The sequence below is a fragment of the Sinorhizobium terangae genome (genome assembly GCF_009601505.1).
GTDB classification, from domain to species: Bacteria; Pseudomonadota; Alphaproteobacteria; order Rhizobiales; family Rhizobiaceae; genus Sinorhizobium; species Sinorhizobium terangae.
In genome coordinates, this window is sequence record NZ_WITC01000027.1 from 38,315 (window position 1) to 62,142 (window position 23,828).

Below are 23,828 nucleotides of genomic sequence, written 5' to 3' on the forward strand. Positions count from 1 at the left end.
GTTCCTTCTCGTTTTCTGGCCGCCTTGCCGAGCCGGCCAAATCCTTCAAAACTCAAACACCTGTTACGTCCGACGCCCCTGCGGCATCGGCGAAGCTCAGAAACTCTCTTTCAACCACTGCCCCATGCGGGCGATGCGGCTGTTGCCGCCGCCGAAGGTGGAGAACATGCCGCCATGGGCAGCATGGGTCTCGAGATCGGCTACCTGGGGATAGATCATCAGTCCGACGGCCGTCGAAAACGCCGGGCCCTTGGCCGCGGTCGGCAGGCCGGACACGCCGAGCGGGCGGCCGATGCGGACATTGCGGGCGAGAATGCGCCGCGCGGCTTCCGGCAGGCCGGTCAACTGGCTGGCGCCGCCCGTCAGCACAATGCGTTTGCCGACGATCGGGCTGAAACCGGAGCGCTGGATGCGATCACGGATGAGCTCCAGCGTCTCCTCAATGCGGGCGCGAACGATGCGCGACACCAGTGCGCGCGGCACATGGGTCGGCTGGTCGCGATCGTCCTCTCCGATCGGCGGGACAGATACGATATCGCGCTCGTCGGCGCTGTTGGGCAGCGCTGAACCGTGCACGACCTTCAGCCGCTCGGCATCCTCGATGCGCGTCGAAAGCCCGCGCGCAAGATCGGTGGTGACATGGTGGCCACCGAGGCTGACGGCGTCGGCGTGAACCAGCTTGCCTTCTGCGAAGACGGAAATCGTCGTCGTGCCGCCGCCCATGTCGATCGCCGCGCAGCCAAGCTCCACCTCGTCGTCGACGAGTGCGGCAAGACCGCTGGCATAAGGCGTCGCAACAATACCCTCGACCGAGAGATGGGCGCGGTTGACGCAGAGCTCGAGGTTCTTGAGAGCAGCCCGCTCGACCGTCAGCACGTGCATATCCACGCCGAGGACGTCGCCGAACATCGCCAGCGGATCGCGGATGCCACGCTCGCCATCGAGCGAGAAGCCGGTCGGCAGCGAATGCAGGATCGCGCGGTCGGAGCGCTGCGACTGCTGGCCGGCAGCGGCGAGAACCTTCTTGAGATCGCTCGCATCGACTTCCTGCCCGCCGAGATCGATCGTCGCAGTGTAGACGTCGCTCTGGAGACGGCCTGCGGAAACATTGACGATCAGGCTGTCGATCGTCAGCCCCGCCATCCGCTCCGCGGCGTCGACCGCAAGACGAACGACACCTTCCGCCGCGTCGAGATCGGCGATGACGCCGTTCTTCACGCCGCGCGACTTTTGATGGCCGATGCCGATGATTTCGATATTGTGGGTGCGACCGGGCAGGATCTGGCTTTCGGCGCGCGGCGTCAGCCGGCCAATCATGCAGACGATCTTGGTCGAGCCGATGTCTAGCACCGAGACGACATGAGACCGCTTGGAAGACAGCGGCTTCAGGCGCGGAAGACCCAAATTGGAAGAACCGAACAAACTCATATCCGCTTCTCCTGGGCTTTCAGCATCTTCTCCCTCGCCTTCAACGCGACTTCCCGCCGGGCAACGGCTTCCGGCGTCAATTGTACCGTGGTGCGGTCTTCAAGCCTCAGATCGACGGCGGCGATGTCGCGCTCCAGAAGCTGATGCTTCTCCTCCATGTCGGAGAGAACCTTCATCGCCCGCGCGACGTCGTCCTCCGGAAGCTTGACGATAATGCCGTTGTCGAGGCGCAGGTCCCACCGCCTGCTGGAAACGCGCACAAAAGCCTTCACGCGCGAGCGGAACTCCGGCCAGCGGGAGAATTCGTCATAGAAGCCGGCGGCCGCCGTCTCGGCATCGCGGCCGACGAACAGCGGCAAGGCCGCGAACTTGTTGTCGCGAAGCGGCGCGATGACGCTACCGCTACGCTCGATCAGCGACAGGTCGGAGCCGTGCTGCCAGATGCCGAAGGCTTTGCGCTCCTCGAGGTTCACCTCGATCGTGCCCGGATAGACCTTGCGCACGGTGACGTTCTGCACCCAGGGCAACTCGCTGATCAGCCTGCGGGCCTCGGCGATGTCGAGGGCCACTAGCGAGGTCGTGCCATCCAGCCCAAGCTGCTGCAGAATATCGATCTCGGACGTCTGCTCGTTGCCGGAAACCCGCACGTCCTCGATGGCAAAGCCGGCGGCGGTTGTCGAGGCCTGCGCGAAATTCTGCGTGTGGCCGCCGAGCGACATGCCGTAGAAGCCCGTCGCCGCCAAGAAGGCAGCAGCCGAAAGTGTGCCGGTATGCGCCGGAAAGCGGATGCGCCCGGTACCGAGGCTGACCAGGAAACGGACCACCTTGCGCAATGGACGCGGCAGAACGAACGTCTCATCCGCCTCAGCGGCGACGCCGAGCGGGTGACGCACCCTTCTGCCCCTTCTGCCCCTCAACGCAAACACGATGCGTCCTCCACCATCCACCTGAGAAACTCACCAAACTGAAGGCCCGCATGCTGCGCCATCTCGGGCACCAGGGAGGTCGGGGTCATGCCGGGCTGGGTGTTGATTTCCAGCCAGATCAACTCGCCTTCGCCGGGACCGCGATCATCGAAGCGGAAGTCGGATCGGCTGACGCCGCGGCAACCGATTGCCTGATGCGCCTTCAAAGCGAGTGTTTGTATTTTTTGGTAAATATTTGGTGAAATCTGTGCCGGAATGACGTGGCTTGAACCACCTTTTACGTATTTTGAATCATAATCGTAGAAGGCGTGCCCCTGCGGAATGATCTCGGTAACGCCAAGCGCGACATCGCCCATGACACCGCAGGTCAACTCGCGGCCGGCGATGTAGCGCTCGACCATGACGCGGTCGCCGTAGCGCCATTCGCTCGACGTGATCACCTGCGGCGGATGCGACTGGTCTTCCTTGACGATCACGACGCCGAAGCTCGAGCCTTCGCGCACCGGCTTGACCACATAGGGCGGCTTCATAGGGTGTTCGTTGCCGAATGTGCGCCGGTCCATGATCAGCGCCTCGGCGACCGGAATGCCGGAGGCCTTGGCAACATGCTTGGCCTGCGCCTTGTCCATGGCGAGAGCCGAGGCAAGCACGCCGGAATGAGTATAGGGGATCTCCAGATATTCCAGGATTCCCTGGATCGTGCCGTCTTCGCCGAATGGGCCATGCAGGGCATTGAAAGCGACATCCGGGCGGAGATCGGCGAGAACCGCGGCCACGTCGCGACCGACGTCCACGCGAGTGACGCGATAGCCTTCGGCTTCGAGAGCATCGGCGCAGGCAGCCCCGGAAGACAGGCTCACCGGCCTCTCCGAGGAAAATCCGCCCATCAGGACAGCAACATGCCTGCCGCTCATCAAACCCCCCAAAGAATACGCCACTATTACAATGCTTGCTTGCGTCTGGCTGATTCCGGTTGCCGAGTCACCGGCGCCCGAACAGGGCCACTAGAACGGCATTATGGTTAATGAACCGTTTACTTTGGTTAACTCTTCTCATGAAAAGCATCAGGTTCGCCGCCCAAAAACGCCTGACGAAAAGAGGTAATTAGGGGCAACTTCAGTGGCTTGCGCGACCACGTTGAGAAAGGAGTGCAGAAGCCGAAAAAATGATTGCGCCGGAAATCCTGGAACGACGAGGCGCCCTCCGCGAGTATAGCCACGCCAGCCATTAAGCGGGACACTCCCATTCGCAGACGATTTATCAGAGAACGATTAAGACCGTGATAGGGATGCCACCGCGACCTGCCCGCTGCCGAAAATTGAGGCATCCGACCGCATAGATCTCGTGAGCCATGCAGCAGCGGAATAATGCTGCGCGCGCCGCGAATTTAGTTCGCATTTCTTACGAATTCCGACTTTCTCCCGATCGCAACTTGCGCTAAGAACCCGCCGACCGCCTCCCAAGACGGCACGACAATTCATACCAGGATAACACAATGACAGACGCGACAACCTCGCTGTCGCCGAAGGATAGTGCGTTCGTTCGGCCGGCAGCGAATTCCCCCGCCCGGGTGCTGTTTGCGAGCCTCGTCGGCACGACCATCGAATTCTTCGACTTCTATGTTTATGCGACCGCGGCGGTAATCATCTTCCCGCATCTCTTCTTTCCTTCGGCCGATCCGACCTCGGCGATGCTGCAATCCTTCGCCACCTTCTCGATCGCCTTTTTCGCCCGCCCCTTCGGCGCGGTGGTCTTCGGCCATTTCGGCGACAAGGTCGGCCGCAAGGCAACGCTGGTCGCGGCGCTGATGACTATGGGCGTTTCGACCGTCGTGATCGGTCTCCTGCCGACCCATACCACGATCGGCATCGCCGCGCCCCTCTTGCTTGCGCTGTGCCGCTTCGGCCAGGGCCTGGGGCTTGGCGGTGAATGGGGCGGCGCCGTGCTGCTGGCGACCGAGAATGCGCCGGAAGGCAAGCGGAGCTGGTATGCGATGTTCCCGCAACTCGGTGCGCCAATCGGCTTCAGCCTTTCCGCCGGCATCTTCCTCGTGCTCGGCGAAGTGATGAGCGAAGAAGCCTTCCTCGCCTGGGGCTGGCGGGTTCCCTTTATCGCCAGCGTCCTGCTCGTCATCGTCGGCCTCTATGTCCGGCTGAAGATCACCGAGACACCGGAATTCCAGAAGGCGATCGACAAGCATGAGCGCGTTCAGGTTCCGGTCGCAGCCATCTTCCGCTCGCACAAGCGCAGCCTTGTGCTTGGCACTTTCGTGGCCCTCGCGACCTTCGTCCTGTTCTATCTGATGACCGTCTTCTCGCTCTCCTGGGGCACGGCGAAGCTCGGTTTTTCGCGCGAGCAGTTCCTGATCGTCCAGATGGTCGGCGTCGTCTTCTTCGGCCTGATGATTCCGGTCTCCGGCATTCTTTCGGATCGCTTTGGCCGACGGCTGGTTCTGGTGCTGACGACGATCGGCATCGGCATCTTCGGTCTCGCCATGGCTCCGCTGATGACGAGCGGCCGTGGCGGCGCCTTCGCCTTCTCGATCATCGGCCTCGGCCTGATGGGGCTTACCTACGGGCCGATCGGCGCGGCACTCGCCGCCCCCTTCCCGACAGCCGTGCGCTACACCGGTGCATCGATGACCTTCAACCTCGCCGGCATATTTGGCGCATCGCTGGCGCCCTATATCGCCACCTGGCTCGCGACCAACTACAGCCTCGGCCATGTCGGCTATTACCTGCTTGCAGCCGCGCTGATCACGCTCGCCTGCCTGCTGCTATCAAAGGAAGAAGAAGTCTCCGGCTGACGGCAGTTCCAAGCAAACAGCAAAAGGGCCGCGACGGTGACTCCGTCGCGGTCCTTTCGCTTTCATGCTTCCGGCTCAGGCGATGCCGCGGCCGAGGAATTCCTTGATCTCGTAGCCCGGCATGAAATTGCCGATGCGCTTGATTTCCCATTCGAGACGAACGCCGGAATGCTCCAGCACGCGTGACCGCACAGTCTCGCCGAGATATTCGAGCTCGTAGCCGGTCGACTGTCCGGTGTTTATCATGAAGTTGCAGTGGAGCGGCGACATCTGCGCGCTGCCGATCATCATGCCGCGGCAACCCGCCTCATCGATGAGTTTCCAGGCGGAGTGGCCTTCCGGGTTCTTGAAGGTCGAGCCACCGGTCTTCTCGCGGATCGGCTGCACCGTCTCGCGATGCTGGCGCACCGCGTCCATGTCGGTGCGGATCTTGTTCTTGTCTTCCGGATATCCTTCGAAAATCGCGTGCGTGAAGATCAAGTCCTTCGCCGCTGCAGTGTGACGATAGGAATATCCCATGTCGGCATTGCTCAGCACATGCTTTTTGCCTTTGCGGTCGACCGCATGGACCTCCACAACCCGCTCGCGCGTCTCGCCGCCGTTTGCCCCGGCGTTCATCCGGAGCGCGCCGCCGATCGAGCCCGGAATGCCGTAGTAGAAATAGAAGCCGCCAATGCCATGATCGAGGGCCATGGCCGCGATGTTCTTGTCGGGGCAGATGGTACCTGCCTTGATGCGGTTTTCGCCGACGAGTTCGAGATCGCCAAAACCCTTGGCCGAAAGGCGGATGACGACGCCCGGTATGCCGCCGTCGCGCACGAGCAGGTTGGAGCCGACGCCGATCACCATGACCGGAACCTCCTCCGGCACGAGCTTCAGGAAGGTGACGAGATCGTCCGTGTCGTGCGGCTGGAACATGAGCTCGGCAAGCCCGCCGGCGCGAAACCAGGTCACCCGGTCCATCGGGGCATCGGGCGTGATGCGTCCGCGGACTGCGCTGACGCCGCTTCCGAGCGCTTCGAGAAGTCTTTCACCGTTAACCTGTTTCATGCTCAAATTCCTGAAATATTCGCGAGTTCCTTGGGAAGGGCCGCAGCCCAATAGGTAATGCTGCCGGCCCCCAAGAGAACCACAAAATCGCCCGCCTGCGCAATCTTCGAGACGATCGGCGCGATCGCCTCCTGCCCGGGAACGTAACGCGCGTCGCGATGCCCTGCCGCCTTGATGCGGTTGACCAGCACTTCCGAATCCACCCCGTCGATCGCGTCTTCACCCGCCGCATAGACCGGCGCGATCAGGATCGTGTCGGCATCATTGAAGCAGGAGGCGAAGTCCTCGAAAAGGCTCGAAAGACGGCTGTAGCGATGCGGCTGGTGAACGGCGATGATCCGGCCCTGGCAGGCCTCACGCGCCGCCCTCAGCACCGCCTTGATCTCGACCGGGTGATGGCCATAGTCGTCGAAGATGCGCGCCCCGTTCCACTCGCCGGTGAGCGTGAAGCGCCGCTTGACGCCACCAAAGGCGGCGAGCCCTTTCGCGATATCCTCCGGCTTGATGCCGAGGCGCTGGGCGACGGCAATCGCGGCCGTGGCGTTGGAAACGTTGTGGCGGCCGGGCATAGGCAGCCGCAGATCCTTCATCGTGATCACCTGACCCGTGCGGCGGCGGCGAATCTCGATATCGAAGACGGAGGTCGCGCCGTCCATGCGGATATTGTGGTAGCGCACGTCCGCCTGCGGGTTCTCGCCATAGCTGACGACCTTGCGGTCCTCGATCTTGGCGACCATCGCCTGGACCTCGGGGTGATCGAGGCAGAGCACACCGAAGCCATAGAAGGGCACGTTCTCGACGAACTGTCGGAAAGCAGCGCGCACGGCGTCGAAATTGCCGTAGTGGTCGAGATGTTCGGGGTCGATATTGGTGACCACTGCGATATCGGCGGGCAGCTTCAGGAAGGTCCCGTCCGACTCGTCCGCCTCGACCACCATCCATTCGCCGGCACCCATGCGCGCATTCGTGCCGTAAGCATTGATGATCCCACCATTGATGACCGTCGGATCGAGTCCGCCGGCGTCCAGAAGCGCCGCGATCATCGAGGTCGTCGTCGTCTTGCCGTGCGTGCCGCCGATGGCGATCGCGTTGCGGAAGCGCATGAGCTCGGCCAGCATTTCGGCGCGCCGCACCACCGGCAGGAACTTTTCGCGCGCGGCGATCAGCTCGGGATTGTCCTTTTTGATCGCCGTCGAGACGACGACGACCTCGGCATCGCCGAGGTTTTCAGCCTTATGGCCGACGGAGATCTTGATGCCCTTCTCGCGAAGGCGCTGCACGTTGGCGCTGTCCGACTGATCCGACCCCTGCACCCGATGCCCGAGATTATGCAGCACCTCTGCGATGCCGCTCATGCCGATGCCGCCGATACCGATGAAATGTACGAGCCCGATCGTCTTCGGCATTTTCATGAGCGTGTTTCCTTGAATTTCTCGACTGTCAAACCGCTGGCAATAGCCTCTACGAGGGATGCAAGCAAGCGCGCGGCGTCCGGTTTGCCGGTTTCGCGGGCACTGGCGGCCATTTGCGCCAGGGACTGTGGATTGTTCATCGCGTCGGCGAGGATGCCCGCAAGCCGTTCGGCGCTGAGCTCGGCCTGCGCGATAACGCGGGCACCGCCCTTGGCCGCAAGTGCGGCCGCATTCGCCGCCTGATCGTGGTCAAGGGCATAGGGATAGGGCACGAGGATCGCCGGCCTGCCGATCACCGCAAGCTCGGAGACGGTCGATGCGCCCGAGCGGCAAACGACGAGCTGGGCGGCTGCTATCCGCGCCGCCATGTCGTTGAAGAAGGGAGAGACTTCCGCCGGAACGCCGAGTTTGTCGTAAGTCGCGATTACGCCTTCACGGTCCTCGGGACGCGCCTGCTGCGTGACCCGCAAGCGCTGACGCGTGGCGTCGCCGAGACGGCAGATCGCCTGCGGCATCGCTTGCGAGAAATATTGCGCGCCCTGGCTGCCGCCGAATACGACCAGATGGAATGGTGCGTCGCGCATCGAATCCGCGTAGGGCACGCCCGCCGCCTCGAGCACGGGTGGACGCACGGGATTGCCGGTCGTCACCGTTTTCGTCGCGAAAACCCCGGTGCCTTCGGGAAGAAAGCCGCCGGCAATTGCCTGCACGCGTGAGGCCAGCATCTTATTGGCCCGTCCCATCACGGCATTCTGCTCGTGGATGATTGACGGCACTCCCATGCCGGTCGCGGCGAGCAGCGGCGGCACCGTCGGGTAGCCCCCGAAACCAATCACTGCTTTGGGCTTCAGGCGCGTGATCAGGCGCCGCGCCGCACGCAAGCCAGTCCAGAGCTTCCAGACCGATCGCGCCAGCTTGATCGGGTTCTTCGAGCCGATCGTCGCCGAAGGCACGATGTGGATCTCGTCTGCCGGAAATCGGCCGGCAAAGCGCTCGGCGCGGCTGTCCGTCACCAGATGCACGTCGTAGCCGGACGCCTTCAGCTCATGCGCCAGCGCTTCGGCGGGAAAGAGGTGGCCGCCGGTGCCCCCGGCGGCAAGAAGAATGATGCCTTTGCTCATGACTTACTCCGCCGGCATTCCGACACCGGATCGAAAGAGGCTGCGCTCCACGGCGCGCTTCTCGGGCCGGTGACGGGTCAATGCCAGGATGAATCCGGCCGTCACGCAGATCGCCACCATCGAGGAGCCGCCATAGGAAATCAGCGGCAGGGTCATGCCCTTGGCCGGAAGCAACTCGAGGTTCACGCCAATGTTGATCATCGACTGGATGCCGAGTTGCAGCACAAGACCGGCAACGGCAAAGCGGTTGAAATCGTTCCGCTCGCGGAAGGCATGGCTGAGACCACGCATGACCAGGAAGGAAAAGATCAGCACGATGACCATGCAGAAGACGATGCCGAACTCTTCGGCAGCCACGGAAAACACAAAGTCGGTGTGGCTGTCGGGAATGATGCGCTTGACGACACCTTCTCCCGGGCCGCGGCCGAACCAGTCGCCGCGAATGATCGCCTCGCGGGCCGTATCCACCTGGAAGGTATCGCCCTCGCCGGTCAGGAACCGGTCGATGCGACCGGCGACGTGCGGCAGCATGGTATAGGCGACGAAGAAACCGCCGACCGCGGCGCCCGCAAGCACGATAATCCAGAGCCACGGCATGCCGGCCATGAAGAACATGCCGCCCCAGACCGCCGTGGTCAGGATGGTCTGGCCAAGATCCGGCTGGGCGACAAGAAGCGCCCCGACGATCCCGAAAAGCAGGATGGCGAAGAGATTACCTGGGATTTCCGGCTGCCGTGCGTGCTCGGAGAAAAGCCAGGCGCAGACGACAACGAAGGCCGGCTTCATGAATTCCGAGGGCTGGATAGAAATGCCGCCGATCGATATCCAGCGCAGAGAGCCCTTGACCTCCTGGCCGACGAAGAGAACCAGCACCATCATCCCGAGCGAGACGCCGAGCAGGATGATCGCTGCGCGCCTGACCTGGCGTGGCGAAAGGAAGGAGATGCCGACCATCACTGCGAGCGACGGCAGGAGGAAGAGCGCATGACGCTTGACGAAGTGGAAGCTGTCGAGGCCGAGCCGTTCGGCAACCGGCGGACTTGCCGCGAAGGAGAGCATGAAGCCGACGCCCATCAGGAGGATGAAGGTCGCCAGAAACAACCTGTCGATCGTCCAGAACCAGTCGGCCACGGGGCCACGTTCGGCTCGGCTTACCATCTGTCTGTCCCCTTTTCCGGCGCAGGTCTGCGCCAATGTCCATCCTTCAGGCCGGCTCCGCTCGTCAGACGAGCATGGTCACGCCTTCGAGTGCTGCCACATGCCCGACAAAGGCATCTCCACGCACCTCGAAATTCTTGTACTGATCGAAGCTTGCGCAAGCCGGGGAGAGCATCACGGCGGAAGGCCCGCCCTCGTCTCGTGCCGCATCCGCCGCCGCATGCGCGACCGCCTTCTCCAGCGTCCCGGAAATCTCGTAGGGCACGGCCTCGCCGAGCGTCGCTGCAAAGGCCGGCGCGGCCTCGCCGATCAGATAGGCCTTGACGATCTTCGGGAAGAACGGCACCAGCGACGTGATGCCGCCCTCCTTCGGCAGACCGCCGGCGATCCAGTAGATGCGATCGTAGCTCGAAAGTGCTGGCGCCGCGGCATCCGCATTGGTCGCCTTGCTGTCGTTGACGAAGACGACGTCACCTTTCTTGCCCACGGGCTGCATCCGGTGTTTAAGTCCCGGGAAGCTGCGCAGCCCATCGATAATGTCCTTCTCGTTGACATCGACCGCCAGGCAAGCGGCAATTGCGGCAGCGGCATTCTGTGCATTATGCCCTCCGCGCAGCGTCTGGATCCCTTCAAGGTCTGCGAACAGCGAAGACGTGCCGCCGCTTGCGCGCATCAGCCGCGAGCCCTCGGCATAAAACCCGTCGGCAAGCGCATTCCGACGCGAAATGCGCACGACCCTGGTTCCGGCGCGCTCCACCCGATCGGCAATCAGGCTCGAGAAGCTGTCATCGACGCCGACGATCGCCGTGCCGCTTCCGGCCACCAGCCGCTCCTTGATACTGGCATAGTGCTGCATCGTGCCGTGCCGGTCCAAATGGTCCGGCGTCAGGTTCAGCAGGACGCCGGCCGTGGGCTCAAGCGTCGGCGCAAGATCGATCTGATAGGAGGAGCATTCCACCACGTAGCAGCGCTCGGCCTTCGGCGGATCGAGCGTCAGCACCGCGGTGCCGATGTTGCCGCCAAGCTGGGTGTCCCGCCCGCTTTCTCTGAGGATATGGGCGATCAGCGCCGTCGTGGTCGACTTGCCGTTGGTGCCGGTGATGGCGATGAACGGGCAATCGGGGGCGTGAACCCGGCGCTCACGCACGAAAAGTTCCACGTCGCCGATGATCTCGACGCCAGCGTGGCGGGCGAGATCGACCGTCCAATGGGGCTTCGGATGCGTCAACGGCACGCCGGGAGAAAGCACGAAGGCGGCAAAGGCCGACCAATCGACGCTGCGCAGATCGGCCGTCGAAAGCCCTGCAGCCGCGGCCTTGGCGACGCTGTCCGGATTATCGTCCCAGGCGACGACCTCCGCCCCGCCTGCGACCAGCGCTTGCGCTGTCGCGAGGCCCGAACCGCCGAGCCCGAAGAGCGCGACCTTCTTGTCCTTGAATGTGGTGACCGGAATCATCGCGCCGTTACCTGAGCTTCAGCGTCGAAAGGCCGATCATCGCGAGGATGACGGCGATGATCCAGAAGCGGATCACCACCTGACTTTCCGTCCAGCCCTTCTTTTCGAAATGATGGTGGATCGGCGCCATAAGGAACACGCGGCGGCCCGTGCGCTTGAACCAGAAGACCTGGATGATCACCGACAGCGTCTCCATGACGAAGAGACCGCCGATGATGATCATAACGACTTCATGCTTCGTGGCAACGGCAACCGTGCCGATGAGGCCGCCGAGCGCCAGCGAGCCCGTGTCCCCCATGAAGATCGCGGCGGGCGGTGCGTTGAACCAGAGGAAGCCGAGGCCGGCGCCGATGACGGCGCCGAGGATTACGGCGAGTTCGCCGGTGCCTGGCACGAAATGGATCTGCAGATAGTTGGCGAAAACGGCGTTACCGGCGAGGTAGGCGATGAGCCCGAAGGCGGCGGACGCGATCATCACGGGTACGATGGCGAGGCCGTCGAGACCGTCGGTCAGGTTCACGGCGTTGCCCGCGCCGACGATGACGAAACCGCCGAAAAGCACGAAGAAATAGCCGAGATTGAGCATCAGGTCCTTGAAGAAGGGGAAGGTCACCGAGGAACCGAAAGTGGAGCCGGCGGTCCCCGCCGAAAGCGACGCCTGCATCATGAAGAAGACTGCGATCGCCGCGATCACGAACTCGATGCCAAGGCGCGCCTTGCCCGAAAAGCCCTTGTCCGACTGCTTGGTCACCTTGAGATAGTCGTCGTAGAAGCCGATTGCGCCGAAGCCCAGCGTAACCAGGAGGGTCGAAACGACATAGACGCTCGAAAGGTCGGCCCACAGCAGCGACGAGACCACGATACCGGCGAGGATCATTAGACCGCCCATGGTCGGCGTACCAGCCTTCTTGAAATGGGTCTGCGGACCATCGGCGCGGATCGGCTGACCTTTGCCCTGGCGGATACGAAGCGATGCGATCATCGCCGGGCCGAACAGGAAGACGATCAGGGCGGAAGTGAAGAGAGCTGCACCCGTGCGGAAAGTGATGTAGCGAAAGAGATTGAAGAATTGAAAGTGGTCCGCCAGTTCCACGAGCCAGATCAGCATAAGGGACCTTTCCCCAAAGGTTTAGAATCGGACATCGTCCAACAGAATCATCTGATAGACGTTACCCACTTGTGGTCGACTATGTTAGGCCATATCCCCTGGCCGAGCGCGGTATCCACCACGTGCAGTGGTGGCAGCGCTATACTTCCCTGCTCCTCGCCGCTTCTTCCGGATAGGCGTTGAGAAGCGCCTGGATGATCCGCCCGCAGCCGGTTCCCTTGGACGATTTGACCATCACCACATCACCGGCGGCAACCGCTGCGAGTGCATAGTCCGTGAGATCGTCGACAGACTCGCGATAAACGACCGAAACCTCCGGCGGCAGAGAGTCGCGCAGATGCGCCATCTCGGGCCCGGCGAGCCAGACGTCGACAATGCCGGCCTCGACGATCGGCCCGGCGAGAGCCGCATGAACATCGGCCGCGTGCTCGCCCATCTCCAGCATGTCGCCGAGGATTGCGATCCGGCGCCCGCCGACGGGCGGCTCGGCGTCGCGCAGCAGCGAGATCGCGGCGCGCATCGAAGCCGGGTTGGCATTGTAGCTCTCGTCGATAAGCGTCAGCCGTCCAGTGCCGACCTTCAGACGGTGCTGCAATCCCCTGCCCTTTTCCGGTCGCATCGTCGCAAGCGAGGCCAGGACCTGATCGAGATCAGCGCCTGCAAGCTTCGCCGCCGCAATCACGGCCAGGGCGTTCTCGGCGATATGGCGTCCCGGAGCGCCGATCGCGACTTCAAGCGTCTTGCCGCCGATCCCCGCCCAAAGCACCGATCCTTCCGATCGACCGGTGAATTCGACCAGCCGGAACTCGGCTTTGGGATTGGCGCCGAAGGAATGGATGTAGCTCACACCGGCAGCACCGGCGGCGCGCTCCAGGAGAGTGAATTGCGGGCTGTCGATATTGAGGACGGCGTGGCCGCCCTTGACGACACCCTCGAAGATCTCGGCCTTCGCCGCTGCGATCTCGTCGAGGCTTTCGAAATTGCCGAGATGAGCCGGCGCGATGCTGGTGACGACTGCCACGTGCGGACGAACCATCTTCGTCAGCGGCCGGATCTCGCCGGGGTGATTCATGCCGATCTCGAAAATGCCGAAGTCGGTGGCCTCAGGCATCCGCGCAAGGGTCAGCGGCACGCCCCAGTGATTGTTGAAGGAGGCAACGGACGCGTGCACCCTGCCGAGCGGGGACAGCACGTGTCTCAGCATCTCCTTCGTCGTGGTCTTTCCGACCGATCCGGTGACGGCGATAACCTTTGCCGCACTGCGGTCGCGCGCTGCGCAGCCGAGGCGGATCAGGGCCTCCAGCACGTCATCGACGACGATCATAGGTGCGATCAGCCGACCGAGGGCGGGAATCTTGCCCTCACTGACGACAAGGAGGGAAGCTCCGTTGGCAAGCGCGATCCCGGCATAGTCATGGCCGTCGACGCGATCGCCCTTAATCGCGAAAAACGCCTCGCCCTTGTTGATCGTTCGGCTGTCGATCGAGATGCCGGCTATGCCCTCTGGCAGATTTCCGACCGGACGGCCGTTCATCGCAGCCAGAAGATCGCTGCTTGTCCAGAGCCAGTTCAAGTCACCGCCCTCCCAATGCCTTGCGTACTTCCTCGTGGTCCGAGAACGGCAGGGTCACGGAACCGATCGTCTGCCCTTCCTCATGTCCCTTGCCGGCGACAATCAGCGTGTCGCCGCTTTTCAGCATCCCGACCGCGGCGCGGATCGCCTCAGCGCGGTCGCCGATTTCGGTCGCGCCTTTGGCCGCAGCCATGATCTCGGCGCGGATGACCTCCGGCACTTCCGAGCGCGGGTTGTCGTCGGTGACGATGACGACATCGGCAAGCCGCGTGGCAATCTCGCCCATGATCGGCCGCTTGCCCTTGTCACGGTCGCCACCGCAGCCGAATACGACAATGATCCGACCCGTGGTAAACGGACGAACCGAAGTCAGGACATTCTCCAGCGCATCCGGCTTGTGGGCATAGTCCACATAGGCGAGCGCGCCATCCTTCGTGTGCCCGACAAGCTCCAGGCGCCCGGATGCGCCCTGCAGTTTCTCAAGCGCGGAAAAGGCCGCCTTGGCGCTGATGCCGGTGGACATGGCAAGGCCAGCGGCAACCAGTGCGTTGGCGATCTGGAAGTCGCCGGCAAGCGGCACGTGGATTTCAAAGATATCGTCGCCGACATGCACCTCCGCCGACTGCTTGTGGCGGAAGTGCTCGACGCGCTTCAACGTGATGAATTCGCCCTTGCGCCCGACGGTGCGCACATCCTGGCCGGCTTTGCGGGCGGCGGCGATTGCCTGGTCCGACCATTGGTCGTCGGCAAAGATCACCGCCGGCGCACCCTTGGGCAGGAGGGCCGAGAAGAGGCGCATCTTCGAGGCCATGTAGTGTTCGACCGTCGGATGGTAGTCCATGTGGTCGCGGCCGAGATTGGTGAAGGCGGCAGCGGCAAGCCGAACGCCGTCGAGACGGTTCTGGTCGAGGCCGTGGCTGGAGGCTTCCATCGCCGCATGGGTCACGCCGACATCGGCGAGTTCCTTAAGCAGCTTGTGCAGCGAGACAGGGTCCGGCGTGGTCAGCGATCCATAGTCGTTGCGGCCCGGTGCGACGACGCCGGTCGTCCCGATCATCGCGGCGGCAAGGCCCGAATGCGCCCAGATCTGCCGGGTGAACGAAGCAACAGAGGTCTTGCCCGCCGTCCCGGTCACCGCCACCATGGTCTCCGGCTGGCGACCGTAGAAGGCGGCTGCAGCCTTCGCCAGGAAACGGCGCGGCTCCGACAGCCCGAATACCGGCATGCCGGCTTCGGCAACACCGCCGGCCGCGGTGACCACGGCTGCGGCGCCACGCGAAAGGGCGTCGGCAATGTATGCGGCACCGTTCGCCTTCGTGCCGGAGACAGCGACAAAAAGATCGCCCGGTTTGACCTGCCGGCTATCGGCCGTAATGCCGGCGATCTCGATATCCGAGGAAACGCCCTTCAATTGCGCCGATAGTTCCGGGAAAGCTGCTCCCGCCAGGTCCTTGATCTTCATGAACTGCATGTCCCGCATCGATATCGACCCGCCGGATCGCGAATCGCTCGCATTCTCATTTCACGGTCAATAAGACACAAGCAAGGCAGAACCGTCTTCTCCAAATTTCGGTTCGACGCCGAGAAGCGGCGCGGAGCGGCTGATGATGTCGCGCACCATGGGCGCTGCGTTTGAACCCGCGGTCCGCCCGCCGCCTTCGCCGGTCTTCGGGGCATCGATGAAGGTGAGCACGATGTATTTGGGATTGTCGATCGGGAACGCGGCGAGGAATGCGTTGAAGTTCAGGTCGTGGGCGTAACGGCCGTTGACCACCTTGTCAGCCGTGCCGGTCTTGCCCCCGACGTTGAAACCGGGAACGAGCGCCCGCTTGCCCGATCCGGCAATGCCGTTCCAGCGAAGCAGGAAGCGCATGTCGTCACTTGTGCTCTTCTTGACGACCGCCGTCGCGAGTTCGTTTGCCTGTTCCTCCGTGCGCGGCAGGAAGGTCGGCGGAATGAGCTTGCCGCCATTGACCAGTGCTGCTCCGGCAACAGCCGTCTGCAGCGGCGTCGTGGAAACGCCGTGGCCGAAGGAGATGGTGATCGAGTTGATCTTCTTCCATTCGCGCGGCTGGGTCGGCGTCTTGACCTCCGGAAGCTCCGTCGGCAGCTTCGAAAGGAGCCCCATGCGCGTCAGGAATTCCTTGTGGCCGGGGATGCCGATCAGGTCGGCGATCTTGGCCGTGCCGATGTTCGAGGAATACTGAAAGATTTCCGGGACCGTCAGCACGCGGCGCTTGCCGTGAAAGTCCTTGATGGTGAAGCCGCCGATGCGGATCGGCGCCGACGCATCGAAGCTGTCGTTGAGCGTCACCTTGCCGGAGTCGAGCCCCATCGCGATCGTGAAGGTCTTGAAGGTGGACCCCATCTCGAACGTGCCGTTCGACATGCGGTTCATCCAGCCTTCCTCGGCGCCTTCCGCCGGCTTGTTCGGGTCGTAGTCCGGAACCGAGGCCATTGCCAGCACTTCGCCGGTATGGACGTCGAGCACGACCGCGCCGGCAGCAATCGCCTGGAAGTTCTTCATGCCTGCGTCGATCACATCACGAACGATGTTCTGCACGCGCACATCGATCGAAAGCCTGACCGGCTCGAGTTTGGCATCACTCGTCATGCCGATCGCCGCGAGGTCGGCGAGGCCCTGGCCGTCGATGTAGCGCTCCATGCCGGCAACGCCGCGGTTATCGATATTGACATGACCGAGGATATGGGCGGCGGTCGGACCACCGGGATAGAAGCGCCGCTTTTCCGGGCGGAAGCCGACGCCGGGAATGCCGAGCGCCAGGATTTCGCTCTGCTGCTTCGGCGTCAGTTGCCGGCGCAGCCACTGGAACCGGGATTTCGACTTGAGCTTGTTGTAGATCTCGCGGGCATTGAGATCGGGGAGAACCGTCGCCAGACGCTCGACCGCTTCGTCGGCATCGACGATCTTGTGCGGCTCGGCGTAGAGCGACACGGTGCGGATATCGGTTGCGAGGATTTCGCCGTTGCGATCGAGAATGTCGGGGCGCGAGGCCATCAAACTGTCGGCAGGCCCGATCGAGGAAACGGTCTCCGGCTGGGCCATGCCGTATTGCACCAGCCGCCCGCCGATCACCGCATAGACGATGCCGAAGCTGGCAATGACGATCGCCACCCGGTTCTTCGCCTGGCTGGCGCTTTTCTTGCGTGCTCCCTGGATCGTGACTTTCACCCCATCGGATGGGCGATTGTTGCCGCCCGCCGAGAAATGCGCCTTGCTCTTCAGCACCATGATACGGGAGAGAAACGACATCAGCGCGCCACCGATCCTGTTGCAATACCATCTGTTTTGATGACGGCGGCGATGCCGTCTTCAGCCGCCTTGTCGTCTTCCGGCTGCGGCAGGTCCGCTTTGAGCATCGGAAGCTCCTCGGGCCGCGCGAGTTGTGTCGAAGGGGTCGGCGCGAGTTGCAGGTCTGCAGCGAAGGCGCCCACGAGGCGCTCGAGCCGGTTCGGTTGCGTCAGTAGCGCCCAATCCGCCTTCAGGAGATCGATCGTGTCTTCCTCGAGCTTGATCGCGGCGTCGAGCCGGCGAACTTCTTCGCGCTTGTTCTCGGCCTGATGCTTGATCGTGTAGGTGACCGTCGCAGCTGCCGTCATGACGACGATCAGGACAATGTCGAGCGTTCGCAGCATCTTCTCTTAGCCCCCCAGTTTCGCAAGGCTCGCCAGTTCCGGCAGATTGAAAATGGATAGATCGTTTCCCGGCGACGGGGCTTCCGTGCGGATGCCGGCCCTGAGCTTGGCGGACCGGGCGCGCGGATTGCGGGACGCTTCTTCCTCGCTGGCCGCAATCATAGGCTTGCCAACTGGCGTGAAGGTTGCGGCGCGTGCCGCGACCATCGGCAGATGGCGGGATCCGGCCGCCTTGCCCGATCGGTCCTGGAAGAACGTCTTGACGATCCTGTCTTCGAGAGAATGGAAGGTGACGACGACAAGGCGCCCGCCAGGTTTCAGTACCCGCTCGGCGGCAAAAAGCGCATTGGCGAGTTCCCCGAGTTCGTCGTTGACGAAGATGCGCAGCGCCTGAAAGACGCGGGTCGCGGGGTGGATCTTGTCCTTGGCCTTGCGCGGCGTGACGGTCTCGATGAGGCCCGCGAGGTCGCGCGTCGTTTCGAACGGCGCCTCCGCGCGGCGCTTTTCGATGGCGCGGGCGATGCGGCCCGCCTGCTTCTCTTCGCCGAGGAAGCCGAAGATGCGGATGAGATCGGAGACCTTGGCGCGGTTGACGACGTCGGCGGCGGAGACGCCGGCCGCCGACATGCGCATGTCGAGAGGCCCCTTCTTCTGAAAGGAAAAGCCTCGCTCGGCCTCGTCGATCTGCATCGATGAAACACCGATATCGAGCACGACGCCGTCGAGGCCTTCTGCCGGCGCATGTTCGGCCAGTTCTGAAAATTGGGAATGAATGAGCGTGAGCCGGCCTTCGGAGGCAGCGACAAGAGGTTGACCTGTGGCAATCGCCGTCGGATCGCGGTCGAGCGCGATCACGTCGGCACCGGCCTTCAGGATGGCGGACGTGTAGCCGCCGGCACCAAACGTGCCGTCGAGAATGATCTTGCCGGGTGCGGGATCGAGGGCAGCGAGCACTTCGCTCAACAGGACGGGAATGTGACGAACCGGTCCGCCGTCGGCTTCAGAATCTCCGCCGCCTTGATCCGTCACCATTCCGCCTCTCCATTCTATTCCGGACGCAACCCCCTTTGCTTGCGCCCTTCCCGGGCCTCCGCCTGCGCCCTCGCAAACGCCTGCGGCTCCCAGAGCTGAAAATGATCGCCCCGCCCGACGAAAGTCACGTCGGTCGAGATGCCGGTGAAGTCGCGAATAAAATCCGTCACCATCAACCGGCCCTCCGGGTCGAGCTTCACAAAGACGCCGCCCCCATGAACGAGGAGCGACATCTGGTTGGCGACATCCGAGAACGGATCCTCTGCCGCCATCTGCTTCTCGAACCGGTCCAGAAGCTCCGGCCCACCTACGCTGATCGCCGGAAAGACGAAGTCCTGAAAGCAGTATAACTCCCGGACGCCTCCATCCGAAAGCACGGCGCGGAACGCCGAAGGCACGGACACCCGTCCCTTTGCATCGATCCGGTTCGTAGCATGTGACAAGAAGCGGTTCATAACGCGAAACGGCCGCCTCCGACTGACGGGCCACGATCATTGGCCCGCGCGAACACTCGCCTGCGCGCGCAAAAGACCCCCGCCGAACACAAGCGTGTCCGCCCGATCCTTCCGAGGAAGGAACCTTGGAATTTTGCGATGATGGGCCACGACGCGGCCCTTGCGCAGTGCCATTATGGGATAACATGGGACCATATGGGCGTCAATGGGAGAAGCTCGTAATAAGCCTTGCGGATGATCAAATATTGATAGGTTGTTAAGTTTAACAAAAAGTTACGACCGGGACCCTAATCCCTTGGAATCCCGCGCGAAACCGCCCTGCGGCAGCAATGGTCGCGGGAACTTTCGGCTGCTGATTCGTTTGAGAAGAGGCGGCTCCGCTCGAAATGCGGTTGCGAACAGCAGGGGAAAGAAAAATAGCCAGTTGGCCTGTAAGCCGGGTTCTGTATGGCCCCGCTCCCGGAGGAACGGAGCGTGGCAGCCATTCATCTGGGACTGCGCTTGCGCGCAGCCTCTTGCAACCCACCCGGATGACGCGCCTGGAAACCGGCTGGACGCTTGCGCGCCCGTGTCATCCCTATTCGGTCTTGCTCCCGGTGGGGTTTGCCGTGCCGTCCATGTTGCCATGTCCGCGGTGGGCTCTTACCCCACCCTTTCACCCTTACTCCGCGAAGCGAAGCGGTTTGCTTTCTGTGGCACTTTCCCTGGGGTCGCCCCCGCCGGACGTTATCCGGCACCGTGTTTCCGTGGAGCCCGGACTTTCCTCCCCCCGCGGCCTTTCGGCACTTGCGGAGCGCGGCTGCCCGGCCAACTGGCAGAGGGGTCATTAACCGACCGAAGCGGCAAGCGCCAGAGAAATCGAATATTTCATCTTCGCTTACGCGGATCGGTCAGCGGTACGAAACCGCAAAGTCGGTCTCGTATTCAGGGGCATCGAGGTGCCCGTTCAGGACGAGCACGGCACCGAGCCGGCCGATCTCGTCGGAACTCTTGGCGGCCTGTCCGTTGCCGCCGGTGACGACAGCGAGGCGATCGCTGGCAAAGCCGATATAGGGATAACCGTGCCGCGTGAACGACGTGACGCAAGGCGCAAAATGCGTCGAAACAGGCCGGAAGCCCGGCATTACTTCGGCCAGCAGGCCATGCATATGATCGGCCGCCGCCTTGTTGCCGCCAGCGCGGAACCATCCCCTCACCGCCGGTTCGCTCGCAAGCATCCGATCAGTCGGGTCGCCGCCAATCTTGATGTAGTATTTGCCGTCCGCATAGGCAACCGGCGGCAGCAAATAGTAGCTTCGCGCCTGCTCCGGAGCCGCGCCGATCAGCGACGGCATGCCCTCGAAGTCGGCGAGATCCTCGGCGCCAACCTCGGCGAAAAGCACCGTGCGCGCCTTCACGACAAGATCGATCGGCCGGGGTAGCAGCGCGTTCGACAGCGAGAAGCCACCGGCCGCGACGAGGACGCGCCTCGCGCGAACCGTCTGGAAGTCGGCGGTCGCAACAGCGACGTGATCCGAACGCTCATCGACGGAAATCACCTCGGAACGGATGACCCGCGCACCCGATCTTTCGGCAAGCAGCGTCTGCGCCCGCACCAGCGCCCGCGGGTTGATGTGGCCCGCGCCGCTCGCCTCATGGATACCGCCATAGCCTTGTGGAAAACGAAACCAGGGGAAGCGCTGAACGAGATCATCGCCAGAAATCAGGGGCGCCTCGACGCCAAGCCTGTCGCGGGCGTGCCCGACCTTGTCCAGATAGTCGAACTCTCCGCCCGGCGCCGGTGCCGCTATCAGGCAACCGACCTCCGCATAGAAGTCGATGCCGCTCTCGCCGGCAATCGCAGGGTAGCGATCGATCGAGCGGCGCGCGAGACGGGCCCAGACTGGATCCTCGTCGATCGTGCGGGTAATGCGGGCATTGTCGTAGTGGCTGGCGAAAACGCCGCCGTGGCTGGCCCAATCTTCTGGCTCGTCGGGGCCGATAAGCGCGACGCTTGCACCTGCAGCGGCCAGATGCCGCGCGGCCGCAGCCCCCATCATGCCCTTGCCGACGACAACGAAATCAAGACTTTCCGACATGCGACTCCCCGATCGTTCGCTCCGCCGGGATAACATGTCGTAAGAGCATTGGCACAGAATTCCTTCGGGGGTTAACGCTATGCCGGAACGCGAGACCTGTCCGGCTACTGCATGATTCCTTAAATCGGAACCGATTTACGGACAAAATCATGCAGAAACTCAAAGCTCTGCAGCGACCTTTGCGCGTCTGACTCGACGCGCGGCGCTGTAGGCCTTGGACCGCGACCGATCCAAGGCAAGTCATGTATCGGCTCGGGGCGGAGCCCCCCGCGGAACCGATGATTGAGCGCTTAGTTCAGGATGCTCTCGACCTTGCCGCAATAGCGCTTCGACACCGGGTTCATGCGCTTGGCGCCATGGCCGGCGTTGTATTTCAGGATGGTGCCGCAGGTTGAGCCGTCCGAGAGCTCTTGCGCCTTCGCCAGATACATCATGCCGAACTTGATGTTGGTTTCCGGATCGTAGAGACCCTTGGCGGAACCGGAGTAGCCCATCATGCGGGCAGTGGCGGGCTTGATCTGCATGAGGCCGATCTCACCGGCGCTGCCGCGTGCATTCGCGTCGAAGTTGCTTTCGATCTGAACGACGGCGTGGGCGAGGCCGGCGGGGACGCCAAATTGCTTGGCGTAGGATTGGATGAGGATCGTATATTGCGAGCCCGTCGACAGGCTCAGGTCAGGCTTCGGATAACCAGTCGTTCTGGTCACTGACTGAAGCGAAGAGGTCTTGATGGTTTTGTCGACATCCCCTGCATACGACACATCCATCCCGGCAACGGACATGCCAAAGCATGCCGCCACCGCAGCAACAGACGATATTCTCATTTAGTTTGAAGTCTCCGGTCTGGGGAACCGCTCGCGCCGGCGCACCCCGCCGCCACGACCGAATTTCCCGATCGTTTTTATTGACAAAAGAGCGGCGCGGTCGCGCTGCATCCCCTGCAGTTGATGCAGGGAAAATGAAGGGGCCATCATGGTAAACATGTGGCAACACAAAAAAATCGCGCAAGAAAGTGATGAGCGCGCTAAATTTGCGCCCCCAAAAATCGCCGCCTAAACGCTGCGATTCGGAAGTGCGGAGAGCAGGCGGTGAAGCGTGTCGATGGTCGAAACATCGGCGATTCCGTCCACTCTCGCCTGACGGAAATGCCGCTGGAAAGCGGCCACGGCGCCTTCCGTCTTCTCACAGAAATCGCCTGTTATTTCAATTCCATAGCCGTAGAGAGACAAGAGCGACTGGATGGCCTCGACCGGTTGCCCGCGGTCACCGCGCTGGAAAAACCGGCCTCCGCCCACCGGCGTCGGTTCCACCCAGTGTCCGACCCCCTTGGCGTGCAGCACATGCCAGGGAAATTTTTCTCCCGGATCGACCTTGCGAATCGGTGCCACATCGCTATGTGCAAGCACTCTTTCCGGGGCGATGGACCAGCGCTGGCCACAGTCCCGACACAATTCGACGACCGCGTCGACCTGTGCTTCAGGGAAGTCCGGCAGTCCGCCCGGATGGCCGGCATTGGCGATCTCGATGCCGATCGAACAGGAGTTGATGTCCGTCTCGCCTTTCCACGAGCTTTTGCCCGCGTGCCAGGCGCGTCGCCCCTCGGCGACGAGCTGGTCGACGCGACCGTCCTCATGGACGAAATAGTGGCTGGAGACCTGGCTTTCCTCGCGGCAAAGCCAGTCGAGCGCCGAAGCGGCCGTCTCCATGCCGGTATAGTGCAGCAGGATCATATCCGGATTTCGCCCGCCGGCGCGCTCGCCGTAATTGGGCGACGGCACCAGACGCGCACCGGGAAAATCGCATGTCTTCGCTGTCATGCGGCGCGGCGTTCTTTCTCGATCGCCTCATAGGCTGCGTTGAGCGCCGCCATGCGATCGTTCGCGATCGCGTGAAATTCCTCCGGCACGCCCCGCGCCACCAGCATGTCCGGATGGTTCTCGGACACGAGCACGCGATAGCGCCTGCGGATCTTGGCGAAATCGTCCTTCGGCGACACGCCCAGCACCTCATAGGGATCACCCGTGAGATGGACATGGCGCGCCATGATGCGCTGGAAATGCTCCTCGTCCATCTTGAAGATCTCCGCGACCCGCATGAGGAAAGCGAGTTCCTTCTCATGCACGGCGCCATCGGACTTCGCGATGTGGAAGAGCCCGTCGATGATGTCCTCGAGGATCGGGCAGTTCTTTTCGCAGGAAGAGCACAGCGACGCCATTTTCTCGGCATAGGCCTCGTAGCCCGCGACGTCCTGACGCGCGAGGTTGTAGAGACGCGCAACGTTCTGCGCCTGATCGGCGGGAAATTTGAAGATATCGCGGAAGGCGGCAACCTCGGTCTCGCTGACGATGCCGTCGGCCTTCGCCATCTTCGCGGAAAGGGCGATCATTGCGACCGAGAACGCGACCTTGCGCCGCGTTTCCGGATCCCCTTCAAAGAGGGTGCGTACGGCCTCTACCACGCCCGCGAGCGCATTGCCCGTGGCTGTGACGATTTTCAGCAGGCTGTCCCAGAATGACATATGTGCGATTTTTCCCTGTCCACCCTGCAGCATGACCCGAAGTGGTGGCA

General features: G+C 62.7%; 20 protein-coding genes and 1 other RNA gene. 1 reads left to right on the forward strand and 20 read right to left on the reverse strand.

Annotation, left to right across the window (positions count from 1 at the left end):
* Nucleotides 1–96: 96 nt before the first annotated feature.
* The 3 genes from ftsA to GHK62_RS05710 are packed head-to-tail and all read right to left on the reverse strand — an operon-like array spanning nt 97 to nt 3,268.
* Nucleotides 97–1,428, reverse strand: a complete 1,332-nt coding sequence (gene ftsA / locus GHK62_RS05700) for a cell division protein FtsA (RefSeq protein WP_153437353.1) — start codon at nt 1,426–1,428, stop codon at nt 97–99.
* The gene (gene ftsQ / locus GHK62_RS05705) at nt 1,425–2,354 is read right to left on the reverse strand and encodes a cell division protein FtsQ (protein ID WP_184108543.1); all 930 of its coding nucleotides are present in this window, start codon (nt 2,352–2,354) and stop codon (nt 1,425–1,427) included. The genes ftsA and ftsQ overlap by 4 nt, the downstream gene beginning before the upstream one ends.
* On the reverse strand, nt 2,342–3,268 hold the full coding sequence (locus GHK62_RS05710; protein WP_153437354.1) for a D-alanine--D-alanine ligase: 927 nt from the start codon (nt 3,266–3,268) through the stop codon (nt 2,342–2,344). The genes ftsQ and GHK62_RS05710 overlap by 13 nt, the downstream gene beginning before the upstream one ends.
* A gap of 581 nt (nt 3,269–3,849) precedes the next feature.
* On the opposite strand from GHK62_RS05710, the gene GHK62_RS05715 reads away from it, so the two are divergent.
* Nucleotides 3,850–5,160 (forward strand): MFS transporter, encoded by a 1,311-nt coding sequence (locus tag GHK62_RS05715; protein WP_153437355.1) that lies wholly within the window; start codon nt 3,850–3,852, stop codon nt 5,158–5,160.
* A 75-nt stretch (nt 5,161–5,235) separates the two neighbouring features.
* Here the strand turns inward: GHK62_RS05715 and murB are convergent, their stop codons facing one another.
* The 17 genes from murB to GHK62_RS05805 all read right to left on the reverse strand — a co-directional run bounded on the left by murB (nt 5,236) and on the right by GHK62_RS05805 (nt 23,778).
* Nucleotides 5,236–6,210, reverse strand: coding sequence for a UDP-N-acetylmuramate dehydrogenase (gene murB / locus GHK62_RS05720; protein WP_153437356.1), 975 nt, complete (start codon nt 6,208–6,210; stop codon nt 5,236–5,238).
* A 2-nt stretch (nt 6,211–6,212) separates the two neighbouring features.
* Nucleotides 6,213–7,622, reverse strand: a complete 1,410-nt coding sequence (gene murC / locus GHK62_RS05725; RefSeq protein ID WP_153437357.1) for a UDP-N-acetylmuramate--L-alanine ligase — start codon at nt 7,620–7,622, stop codon at nt 6,213–6,215.
* Nucleotides 7,619–8,743, reverse strand: coding sequence for an undecaprenyldiphospho-muramoylpentapeptide beta-N-acetylglucosaminyltransferase (murG, locus tag GHK62_RS05730; protein WP_153437358.1), 1,125 nt, complete (start codon nt 8,741–8,743; stop codon nt 7,619–7,621). The genes murC and murG overlap by 4 nt, the downstream gene beginning before the upstream one ends.
* Before the next feature lie 3 nt (nt 8,744–8,746).
* On the reverse strand, nt 8,747–9,901 hold the full coding sequence (ftsW, locus tag GHK62_RS05735) for a putative lipid II flippase FtsW (protein WP_153437359.1): 1,155 nt from the start codon (nt 9,899–9,901) through the stop codon (nt 8,747–8,749).
* A 64-nt stretch (nt 9,902–9,965) separates the two neighbouring features.
* A complete protein-coding gene (murD, locus tag GHK62_RS05740; protein WP_153437360.1) occupies nt 9,966–11,357 on the reverse strand; it encodes a UDP-N-acetylmuramoyl-L-alanine--D-glutamate ligase in 1,392 nt (463 codons plus the stop codon).
* Between the two features lie 7 nt (nt 11,358–11,364).
* Nucleotides 11,365–12,465, reverse strand: coding sequence for a phospho-N-acetylmuramoyl-pentapeptide-transferase (gene mraY / locus GHK62_RS05745; RefSeq protein WP_153437361.1), 1,101 nt, complete (start codon nt 12,463–12,465; stop codon nt 11,365–11,367).
* A gap of 139 nt (nt 12,466–12,604) precedes the next feature.
* Complete coding sequence (locus GHK62_RS05750; RefSeq protein WP_153437362.1) at nt 12,605–14,038, reverse strand: UDP-N-acetylmuramoylalanyl-D-glutamyl-2,6-diaminopimelate--D-alanyl-D-alanine ligase; 1,434 nt, start codon at nt 14,036–14,038, stop codon at nt 12,605–12,607.
* Nucleotide 14,039: 1 nt separating this feature from the next.
* A complete protein-coding gene (locus GHK62_RS05755; RefSeq protein ID WP_153437363.1) occupies nt 14,040–15,500 on the reverse strand; it encodes a UDP-N-acetylmuramoyl-L-alanyl-D-glutamate--2,6-diaminopimelate ligase in 1,461 nt (486 codons plus the stop codon).
* Nucleotides 15,501–15,566: 66 nt separating this feature from the next.
* On the reverse strand, nt 15,567–17,312 hold the full coding sequence (locus GHK62_RS05760) for a peptidoglycan D,D-transpeptidase FtsI family protein (protein ID WP_153437364.1): 1,746 nt from the start codon (nt 17,310–17,312) through the stop codon (nt 15,567–15,569).
* A complete protein-coding gene (gene ftsL, locus GHK62_RS05765) occupies nt 17,312–17,695 on the reverse strand; it encodes a cell division protein FtsL (RefSeq protein ID WP_153437365.1) in 384 nt (127 codons plus the stop codon). The genes GHK62_RS05760 and ftsL overlap by 1 nt, the downstream gene beginning before the upstream one ends.
* Before the next feature lie 6 nt (nt 17,696–17,701).
* Nucleotides 17,702–18,727 (reverse strand): 16S rRNA (cytosine(1402)-N(4))-methyltransferase RsmH, encoded by a 1,026-nt coding sequence (gene rsmH / locus GHK62_RS05770; protein WP_153437366.1) that lies wholly within the window; start codon nt 18,725–18,727, stop codon nt 17,702–17,704.
* A gap of 14 nt (nt 18,728–18,741) precedes the next feature.
* A complete protein-coding gene (mraZ, locus tag GHK62_RS05775; protein ID WP_153437367.1) occupies nt 18,742–19,182 on the reverse strand; it encodes a division/cell wall cluster transcriptional repressor MraZ in 441 nt (146 codons plus the stop codon).
* Nucleotides 19,183–19,598: 416 nt separating this feature from the next.
* An RNA gene (rnpB, locus tag GHK62_RS05780) (RNase P RNA component class A) lies at nt 19,599–19,997 on the reverse strand.
* A gap of 75 nt (nt 19,998–20,072) precedes the next feature.
* The gene (locus GHK62_RS05785; RefSeq protein ID WP_153437368.1) at nt 20,073–21,260 is read right to left on the reverse strand and encodes an NAD(P)/FAD-dependent oxidoreductase; all 1,188 of its coding nucleotides are present in this window, start codon (nt 21,258–21,260) and stop codon (nt 20,073–20,075) included.
* A gap of 290 nt (nt 21,261–21,550) precedes the next feature.
* Nucleotides 21,551–22,084: a lytic transglycosylase domain-containing protein gene (locus GHK62_RS05795; RefSeq protein WP_153437370.1), complete on the reverse strand. Its 534-nt coding sequence runs from the start codon at nt 22,082–22,084 to the stop codon at nt 21,551–21,553.
* Between the two features lie 228 nt (nt 22,085–22,312).
* Nucleotides 22,313–23,077, reverse strand: a complete 765-nt coding sequence (locus GHK62_RS05800) for an N-acetylmuramoyl-L-alanine amidase (RefSeq protein ID WP_153437371.1) — start codon at nt 23,075–23,077, stop codon at nt 22,313–22,315.
* On the reverse strand, nt 23,074–23,778 hold the full coding sequence (locus GHK62_RS05805) for a J domain-containing protein (RefSeq protein WP_153437372.1): 705 nt from the start codon (nt 23,776–23,778) through the stop codon (nt 23,074–23,076). Before GHK62_RS05805 ends, GHK62_RS05800 begins: the two co-directional genes overlap by 4 nt.
* Nucleotides 23,779–23,828: the final 50 nt, after the last annotated feature.